5 protein-coding genes and 1 CRISPR repeat array are annotated in these 9,409 nt (G+C 60.0%); of the genes, 2 read left to right on the top strand and 3 right to left on the bottom strand.

Translation table 11 applies throughout. From position 1 onward, the window contains the following. Positions 1-16 precede the first annotated feature (16 nt). Positions 17-1,326: a CRISPR direct-repeat array (repeat unit 36 nt; unit sequence GTGTCAGTTGATCAGGTCCGCGTCGGCTCCGGCGGC). Positions 1,327-1,660: 334 nt separating this feature from the next. Beyond that, positions 1,661-6,094 carry a type V CRISPR-associated protein Cas12b gene (cas12b, locus tag KIT79_15690; protein ID MCW5830749.1) on the bottom strand — a complete coding sequence of 1,478 codons (4,434 nt, stop codon included), beginning with the start codon at positions 6,092-6,094 and terminating at the stop codon, positions 1,661-1,663. 150 nt (positions 6,095-6,244) lie between these two features. On the opposite strand from cas12b, the gene KIT79_15685 reads away from it, so the two are divergent. Further along, positions 6,245-6,772, top strand: coding sequence for a hypothetical protein (locus tag KIT79_15685; protein ID MCW5830748.1), 528 nt, complete (start codon positions 6,245-6,247; stop codon positions 6,770-6,772). Next, positions 6,769-7,128, top strand: coding sequence for a hypothetical protein (locus KIT79_15680; protein ID MCW5830747.1), 360 nt, complete (start codon positions 6,769-6,771; stop codon positions 7,126-7,128). Before KIT79_15685 ends, KIT79_15680 begins: the two co-directional genes overlap by 4 nt. A 20-nt stretch (positions 7,129-7,148) precedes the next feature. Here the strand turns inward: KIT79_15680 and cas2 are convergent, their stop codons facing one another. Both cas2 and cas1 read right to left on the bottom strand, forming a co-directional pair. Continuing rightward, entirely contained in the window at positions 7,149-7,439 is a 291-nt protein-coding gene (gene cas2 / locus KIT79_15675; protein MCW5830746.1) for a CRISPR-associated endonuclease Cas2, read from the bottom strand. Positions 7,440-7,455: 16 nt separating this feature from the next. Beyond that, positions 7,456-9,153, bottom strand: coding sequence for a CRISPR-associated endonuclease Cas1 (gene cas1, locus KIT79_15670; protein MCW5830745.1), 1,698 nt, complete (start codon positions 9,151-9,153; stop codon positions 7,456-7,458). Positions 9,154-9,409: the final 256 nt, after the last annotated feature.

Below are 9,409 nucleotides of genomic sequence, written 5' to 3'. Positions count from 1 at the left end.
CGCAGACCAGGAGTCAGTGTCAGTTGATCAGGTCCGCGTCGGCTCCGGCGGCTCGGAGCCGGTTCCGGGGAGCGGCCCCGGAAACGGTGTCAGTTGATCAGGTCCGCGTCGGCTCCGGCGGCCGCTAGAATCCTGCGGGATTCCTACGGCAAGGCGTGTCAGTTGATCAGGTCCGCGTCGGCTCCGGCGGCGCATTTCGACCCGGTGGTCCCGCCCCAGAAGGCCGGGTGTCAGTTGATCAGGTCCGCGTCGGCTCCGGCGGCGCAACGAAGGCGATGAGATCGAACGCAAGATCAAGGTGTCAGTTGATCAGGTCCGCGTCGGCTCCGGCGGCACCGTGAGCCCGCCCACATCGGCGGGCCCCCATCGTGTCAGTTGATCAGGTCCGCGTCGGCTCCGGCGGCTCCTTATCACGTTCCGGCAGTGGCCGGTGTAAAGTGTCAGTTGATCAGGTCCGCGTCGGCTCCGGCGGCGGTTGAGGCGCGTCACGTCCCCGGACTGCGAGCCGTGTCAGTTGATCAGGTCCGCGTCGGCTCCGGCGGCAGGGGAGAGGGTTGGCCCCTCCCCTCCATTCCAGTTGTGTCAGTTGATCAGGTCCGCGTCGGCTCCGGCGGCCCAGTCCCGATCCCCGCCATCCGCAGCCTGGACATGGTGTCAGTTGATCAGGTCCGCGTCGGCTCCGGCGGCGCTGCTGGGCTCGGCTCACGCGGGCGCCGCACACCGTGTCAGTTGATCAGGTCCGCGTCGGCTCCGGCGGCCGGTGAGCCCGACCGGGATCGCTGTGGTTCCGGGGGTGTCAGTTGATCAGGTCCGCGTCGGCTCCGGCGGCATGAGCAGGGCCGGGAAACTAGGTGACAAGGGAATATAGTGTCAGTTGATCAGGTCCGCGTCGGCTCCGGCGGCCAGCGCCATCAAGGCGGTTGATGAAAAACTGGAGGGTGTCAGTTGATCAGGTCCGCGTCGGCTCCGGCGGCCGTCAGGGCCGCATGGGCCGCAGGCGATCTCCGCTAGTGTCAGTTGATCAGGTCCGCGTCGGCTCCGGCGGCGAACGCGCTCTGGACGCCGTCCGCCATGCTCACGGCGTGTCAGTTGATCAGGTCCGCGTCGGCTCCGGCGGCGGAGACACATTGGACACACTAGCCGGATATCGAGTGTCAGTTGATCAGGTCCGCGTCGGCTCCGGCGGCATCCATTTTCGCTGAGCCGGAACGCCCACAAACTGTGTCAGTTGATCAGGTCCGCGTCGGCTCCGGCGGCGAGAAGTTCCGCGATCTTCCGCACTTCGAACTCGTGTCAGTTGATCAGGTCCGCGTCGGCTCCGGCGGCTGCGGCGCTCGCAACCAGGCGGAACCGCAGGCATTTCTGTCAAATCCGCGAGCGCTTGCCGGAGCCGGACATTTCAGACCCGCTGCCTGGGCCGCCCGCTCGCCGTAATACCGTGAGATCACGGCCGCTTTCCGTGGCGCGAGTGCCCCCGAGGGGGAGTTGCACCACCACCGCACTCGCCGAAGCCAACTTGTCAAAGAACACCTCACGTCAAACGAGTGACGCGGACTTGATAAACCCCACAGTGCTAAACCCATCGAAGGGGGAGACACATTCTGTGGAAACGAGGCTCCCTATAGGAGCAAACCCTTTATACCAAAATTACTGCCAGAGTTCAATTATCCTTGGAGTGAGTCCGGAGATTCTGGACGACCCGGAACTGAGTACGATTCTGATACTCACCGTAGTTTTTCCAGCCGTTTCCGGGGCCAACCGGTTCTGCCGACAGGTCCCGCCACCAGTTAATGACGGTCTTTTCCTTCGCGCCCCTGGTTCTACCCCTTTTGCTTTTCGCAGACTCCGATTCCTCTTGGACAGGAACCAGCGGAAGCTTGCTGTCAGCGAATGCAACCGATCCCAGGACCTTCTCTTTCACCGGGATATTCGTTTTCGGATCGCACGGCACATACCACCAGGCTCCCGGCCAGTCGGGGTCCAGGAGTGCCCTGAGACCGATATTGGCGGCGGCGTTCAGATCGGCCTGGAGGCCCTTTGCGGCGGGCGAGTCCTTGTCCGCTGAAACGAACAGGTCCCCGCCTTTGCGGGGGATACGGACTGGTCTGGCTTGGTTTCGTTCCTCGCGGCTTTTTGATCCCCATTCCTTCTGGAGACTGTTATCAAGGCCCTCGAGATAGCGGTCGAGTTCGCTTCCGGTGTTTCCCTTTCCGATATTCTCCTTTGCCCTGCTGACCGCTTTCCGCCAAAGAGGTGACGTAAGAAAATCGTGAACAGATACGTCTGTGCACCTCACGCCAGGTGCTCCCGTTCGCGAATCCTGACGAGACGTGTAGTTCGGGGAAACCTCCCGGAGGTGAAGGCCATACAGATAACAGTGATCCTGAAGCGCCTTGCGCACTTTCGCAGACGCCCAGCTCATCAGCATCCGGTTTTCCCGCCGGGTCTGGAGTTCATCCGGCCGGTAGTTCTGGAGGTTTTCGATCACAACCGCATGGCAGGGAACAAAGCGCGAATCCTTGATCCGCTCACGCGGCCGGCGGACATCCTTGGGACCTTTGATCTTCGGCTCAATACCGATTCCGAGTGCGGCCTCGACAATCCGGCTGGCAAGCTGCTTCACGCGCTGGGTGCGCAGTTCTTCCAAGGTGTCGAGAATGGATTGGCCGAACTTATTGAGAGAATTGTCTCCCTTTTGAGGGACGTTTTTTCTCGGATCACCCGGCTCGGGGCGAGTGCGATAGGCCTTTTGAATCTGGTATAGCGCTTTAATGGAGTTGATGCGTTCGACTGATAATCCGCCCATTCCCCGCACCATCTTCAATTTATCTTTCCGTTCCTTACGAATCCCTCGTGGCAAAATCCAGTCATGCAGCCAGCGAAGTCGCTCTTTCCAGTTTTTATTATCGGTATGCCAGCGGGTCGCCCAAACCTGATGGAGTTTACTGCGTAGACTCGCATCGGTGACCAGCTTTTGGGCTACCGAAGCGATCCCATCTTTCATCGAGGCAAGCCGGTCTTCGCGGCCTTGGCGCGTTTCTTCCACCTGGGGATCTTTCAGATGTATCTGAACATGAATTTCCCAAAGTTCGCGGGAAGCTGTGTCCCGCCATCGCGAGTCTGTAGCCAGATCAGCCCAGTCGCGCAGCGTGTTTTCGTAAAGCTCTTTGCGTGCGTCGGCCGTGAGAGGTGCGAAGCGACCGCCGGGGAGATGCTGTTCGTCTGTCAGGAAGCCCCACGCAATCTTAGCGCGCCGGCCGTGACGCTGTAATGCCAGTCGCCCATTCCTGACGGTCTGGGAAATGAGTTCATCGACACGGATGGGCAGTTTTTCATCGGCGCGTCTGACAAGGCCAATTTCCGCCTCGAAATTCCGGACACGGTTCATTTCATCTGCAGTTGCCCGCCGAGTTTTCCGATCCTCCCCCTGGAGCTTGATGGTGAACTGGCGCTCCAGCCGCGCCCAGGGCGCGGGATGAGGTGAACCGTCAGGCAGCAGGTCGCCGCCGATCCGGCGGTATATGCGGATTGGATGAAAATCGTCCTTCCCTTCTTTCTGCTGTTTCTTGCTGGGGTTATTCGATTTTTTCTTGGGAAATTTGATGTGGCAGTACAGGTCCCTGACCGTGACTTCCGCACCTTCGTTCCTGGCGGCTTTGCATTCTCTCTGGAATTGCTCACCCGACAGCGTGTGCCAGACCGCACAGACGGCCCCGAACCGGTGACCGAGGTCTACAGACAACACGCGTAGGTCAGGAAGGCGGCAAAGCACGAGACGGGCCATGGAACCGCGTTTTTCCTGTTTGTCCTGCCCTGGCCGGCTGAAAGGATAGGCACCATCGTCGGATGGTTTTGAATAGAGCTTAAGACCATTCGCATCGGCATACTCAAGCCATGGTCCCTTTTGAGGCGTCAGCTTGGCTGAGAACGTAATCAGCCAGTTGATCCGGTCGCGCAAAGCTCGGGCTTTCCCGTCCCACCGGCTTTCTTCAGTCCAGTCTAAACCTTTTCTCTCTAGGTAATGGGCGAGTCGGTCTAGCTGGGCGCGAGGGGCCTGGAGGCGGCCGTTCCAGTAATCTTGTTCGAAAATGCTTTTCGCCAAAACAGATTCTGTAATGGCCGCCCCGGTCGCAGCCCGTCCGAACCGGTCGGCACGAACGACTTCGGTTTTTTCGCCAGCGTTAGGCAATGGGGACGTAATATCCCATTGTAAACGTTTGGAGGCGAAACGAAGCTGTCTGTCGCCAACGGAGTTTCCATTCCATAGGCCCAACAAAAGAGTGCGGTCGTCGGTAGACGGGATTTCCCCGGTGACCTCGGCGTTGCTGGAAGCCTTTTTCTTTGCAGGTTTTGCCGCACTTTTCGTGGCCTTCTTAACGGCTTCATGAATATCGAAGGAGATCGACCAGCGTGAATTGCCGAAATCGCAGAATACGGGATGCTTGAGTGGTTCGGGATGCCGGTAGGCAGGCACCTTGAAGCGTTGCTGGTTATGTCCGGCAACCTGAGCGGCGGAATAATTGATCAGGTGATCCGGTCCTGATTCCCAGACGACACGCGCGTCGTCATCGGCAAGCCGTTCGAACAGGTTGATATCTCCGAATTTGTCCAGTTCATCCTGTTTTTCCCGTGCACGCTGAACGCGGTCGTCCCTCGTCTTGCAGGATTGGGTACTCCACGCGGCGACAATCTCTTTCCAGCCTTCAAGCGCACGCTTCCGGATAAGGTATTGATTTTCAGCCCCCGACGTCTGAGAACGTTTCTGACAGAAGTCGTCGAGCCAATCCCTGACGGCCGACGGTATATTATTTTTCTTCATCGCGTCATCTTCAAACCTTTGCCGCTCGGCTTCGGCCCACTTGATCCAGGAATGTGCAATGGAAACGCGGCGGGCTGCGTGGTCGAGCAGGACCGAATACTCGCCGATCAAATCCCGTTCCCTGTCATCGGAAGTAGGAGCACGGAACGTTATCCCGATCGCGCCTTCGATTTGCGGCCGTAGTTGACGAATCCACTCCGGAATAACTTTCCCGATGTCTTCGCTCTTGTCGGTGGCCTCCGACAGGAACTTGTCCTGAAGGTTGTCGATGAGTTCCTGTGTTACCTGTCTGGATTCAGCGACTTTCTCGAGCGCCTTTCGCCCCATCGAGGGTGCACCCTTCCATCCGATCAGCTTCCCGATAGTCTTCAGCAGGGTCACCTTATCCGTGGTGGGGTCGATCTGTCCGTTGCAGCACGTAACGAGGAACCTGAGCAAGGCCTCTGGTTCATCGCCGTCAAAACTGGTTAGATCGGTTTTCCCAATTCGCTGCAGGGTTCCGACGACATGTTCGGTGTCGGCCTTTTCACCTGAACCCCAGTTGGCACTCAGCCAGCTGCGAGCCGTATTCGAGAAGTCGGCCGGTTCGTCTACGTCCTTACCAGTCGGAGGCTTTTCTTCCGCGCCCGGTTCGTCACCATCCGAAGTATTGGCAGCTTCGATGAAAAAATACGCTTCGGGCTTTCCGAAGAAGCCAAAGATGACGGCGGACGCAGATGTTCGATCGAAACCGGAAGGCATTTTTTTTGCGAATGAATCGAACGCCTTGCTGCGATTCACCCATACAGCATCGTCACGAATCGCGGCTGTTAATGACGGAGCAGCCATGGCGACCCATTCGTCCGCGTCTTTCCCAATAACCCCGCGCCCATGAAGTATCTCTTTTAGCGTGTCTTCCGTGTCTGTCGCAGGGATAATGTAATCTGCCGGTGCTCCTTCCCTGGATTCCACCGACAGCCACGACAATGCGAGCAGTATTTTCCGGTTCCGGATTTCGGTCTCAGAAGGTGTTTTTTTGCCGAAAGAGTCAGAGGCCAGATTGTGATCCAGGCCGCCCCGTAACGTCAGCAGCCAGTCCCCGAAGACCTTCGCACCCTTGTTGACGGCGACGTGGGTTTTCCAGATGGCGTCGCGCCAGGAATTGTCGTCCTTTGTCGCTCCGCGGAGCCGCAGAGTGTATGCGCGTTGAGTTGGCGTAATGGTTTGGTTTTGAGGCATCGGTTTACCCTCTCCCGGATGGAAGTTCCTTCGTGTTTGCAAAATCCTAACTTCCATGGACGGCCATTTCCACTTCCAGTCCATACTGGCATGGTCCGGTGACAAGACGTGTCACTGTTGTTTTTCCGAAGAATACAACGGGACGAATGCCCGGTCCGGTGAAAAACCGGGTAGGCTTTACTGACGGACCTTCCGGAGGCTGCCGACGTGTCCCGTCTCTCCAAAACCGCCATCGAAAACGCCTTTCGTGAGCTGGGCGCGGCCGCTCTCGCGGACGGCACGCGGATACGTCTGCTGGTCGTCGGGGGAGCCGCGATGGCGCTGGGATTCGGCAGCCGTGACAGCACCTACGACATCGATTCGGTTTTCCTCGAACCGGCCGATGCATCGCAGGTGCGACGGCTTGCCACCGGGGTGGGATCGAAACTGGGGTTGCCCGATGACTGGCTGAACGATGCGGCGAAGGCGTATGTCCGGCCACCGGTTCAGGAAACGGTCATCTTTTCGGCTCCGGGGATCGAGGTCGCGATTCCGTCGGTCGCCCAGCTGGCAGCCATGAAGCTGTCGGCGTGGCGGGACGATCTGGATATCTCGGATGCCGAAACGCTGGTCCGCAGGCTCAAGGAGACCGGGATGGGCCGCGAGGCCGCCTGGGCTGCCATGCTTCCGTACCTTGAACCCGGCACCGAATTGAAGGCAAAATACGCGCTGGACGATCTCTGGGAGACGTTGTGAAAGCCTTGCTGGAACAGATGGCGGAAGCGCTGATCGCACGGGACGCCCTGCGGCTGAGGGAGCTTGCTCTCGAATGGGCGCGGCTCGGCGACCTGCCGGCGTCTTTTGCGCCTCCGGAGTCAACCGACCGCCGGGTGCGGATCGCCGCTGCTGCGCTGGCGGAACTGCTTGCCGAACGCAGCCGGGTTGCCTCGCCTGAATGGACGAAGCGTGAAGGCTCGCTCGGGACGCCGTTCTTCGCGCTTGCTGCCGCCGAGCGTCTGAAGAGCGTGAGGGCGCTGTGCGAACGCGAGTCGCCGGAGGCGCTTCGCCGGCACGGGATTTTCGCGCCGGCCAATTTCCTGCAACTGATCTGATTCGCGGGCGAACTGCTGCCTCACACCACCACCATTCCGCTGTCGGCCGGTTTCATGGACTGGCCGAGGACGACGGCCGCGTTCCGGGCGGCTTCTTCATCGCCGCCCATGTCGATGACCAGAATCTGGTCGTCCCGCTGGTTCATCTCCGTTTCGAGATCGGTCTGCATGCGGACGCGGTCGATGTTCTTCAGGACGCAGAAGAAGACCGAAAACTGCCACGGTTCGCCATAACCCTTCATGGCCTTGTGAACCCGGCGCAGGCGTTTGGGATCGCGGATGTCGTAGCAGACGAGATAGCAGCGGCGCACGGTTTTCCCCTCCTCATCACCGGGTTGTCAGGAATGATAGCCTCGGCACCTCGCCCATGAACCACGCGGCGATCATCCGTGCGTGCAGGACGATCATCCGCCGGTAGGAGAGCCGGTAGCCGAACTCCGGGTGGGTGACCTCGTCGTCCATCCGGCGGCCGTAAGTGTTAAAAAAGGCCCTCCGGCCGTGATCGGTGAACATGCATCCGGCGGCGGTTCTGGCGAAATGGCCATCGCGGAACTCACCCCTGTTGAATCCTGCGATCACGCAGGAGTCGGCGATGAGCGGACGGAACGGTTCCATGAGGTCGAGCGAGAGCGCCGGGCGGCCCGGCCGTGAAACGTGGAAAGCGCCGATGGAGGTTTCGAGGCTGGCCGTCCGGAGAGCGGCCGTCGCCTCATGGGTGAGCATCGAATAGGCCAGCGACAGGGCGCAGTTGACAGGGTCGGGGGGCGGGCGGCGCTGGCGGCCATTCGCCTGGAACTCCCTGCCGGCTTCCGGCCGGATCATGCCGCTGAAAAGGCCGAAATAGATGGCCGCCGCTCGCCCCTCGTGCCCACGAAGGCTGTCGGTGGATTCGGCGCGGGCGGCGGCCTCGGCTTCCCGCGTGAGGTTGTCCAGGGCGCCGTCCGGCAGTGCCGCATGATTGCGTTGAAGGAGTTTGCGCTGGTTCAGGATTTTGGCCGTGATCAGCGCCCGGGCCAGTTCGAGTTTGACGGTTTCGGCATCCAGCGCCTTGAACTGGGCGCGCCGGATATGGCCGCTGGTGCTGGTGGCGGGCTCGACGAGCGCAACCAGGCGCCCGGCAGGCGACAGATAGGCCACCGGGATTTCCCGGTCCGCGAATACCTGCAAAGCCTGGGTGGATATCTGGACGGAACCCAGTACCGAGAGGCTTTCCATGTTCACGAGCGGGATTTCCTTGACCACAGAGCCCCGGTCGTCGGTGATTCGCACGGAGGTTCCTCTTACGCCGATGCGGGTTCCTTTCTGCTGGGCCACCAGATGAATGCCGTCGCTTCGGGGCGGCCAGAGCTTGCGGGGAGAGGGCATGGAGCCGGGATCCCCGGCCCGTTCGTAATTAACCTCGTCCGGCAGGCAAAGCGGCTGGAGCGAGCAGCCCTCGCAGCGCCGGTCGTTCACAAGCGGAAGCGGGCGGCTCCCCCTTGCGCAGACCTGGGCTGCCTCCAGGGTGGCAAGCGCATCTTTTTTGAGCGCCTCGTCAACCGGCACGGCCAGCTTCAGTTTCTCGGCGGCGTAGTAGAGAAAAGCTTCGGGGACGGCATAACCGGCCTCTTCCAGCAGGATGACCTGAAGGCCAATCTGGACGCGGTCGGTGGGCCAGGGTTCCGTGGAGGCAAGGGGCGGTTCATCAGATTCGCCAGGGTCGTCCGGCGGCGGGGCCATGACGGTCTTCTTCGGACGCCCCTTGCGGTATTCGACCGGTATGGCGTGGTTGCCGTCGATTTCGGCCAGATCGAGCGTGGCTGTCAGTTTCAACCGGCCACTGGTGAGCGTAAGACTGCGAACGCTTTTGGGCCTTACTTCGTCTTCCGTATCGGAACTCGGACGGTCCACCCGCTTGTGAACGGCTTTGCCAGCTTCCGTCTCCTCGTTCGGCAGATAAACGCCCTCGACCTCCATCAGGTAGAAGAGCCGGGGGCAGTAGGCGTATTCGGCGACATTCCGCGCCGGCCACAGATATTCGTCCATGGGAAAATCCTCGCCTTACAGACATATTCTGGACCGGGAAATATTTTGCGGAAGGTGACGAAGCGCACACCCCGATTTGCCCGTGACGGAAACTCTCCGTGATTTCAGCAGGATGACATATTTCCAAATAATTTCGATTGAACCCGACAGCATGTTCTTGATATATAAGCACCAGTAACCACACATCATTCTGCGGCAGAACGCCGCTGAGCTGAAGGCTGGGAGCGGTGGGGACCGCTTTCGGTGGGGGAGTCTG

The sequence above is a fragment of the Deltaproteobacteria bacterium genome, assembly GCA_026129095.1.
Taxonomy (GTDB): Bacteria; JAGRBM01; JAGRBM01; order JAGRBM01; family JAHCIT01; genus JAHCIT01.
This window is presented reverse-complemented; position numbering and strand designations above follow the sequence as displayed.

Coding starts and splice junctions, on each gene's coding strand:
- cas12b (MCW5830749.1), bottom strand. CDS start 6,094: ATGGAAGTTAGGATTTTGCAAACACGAAGGAACTTCCATCCGGGAGAG.
- cas1 (MCW5830745.1), bottom strand. CDS start 9,153: ATGGACGAATATCTGTGGCCGGCGCGGAATGTCGCCGAATACGCCTAC.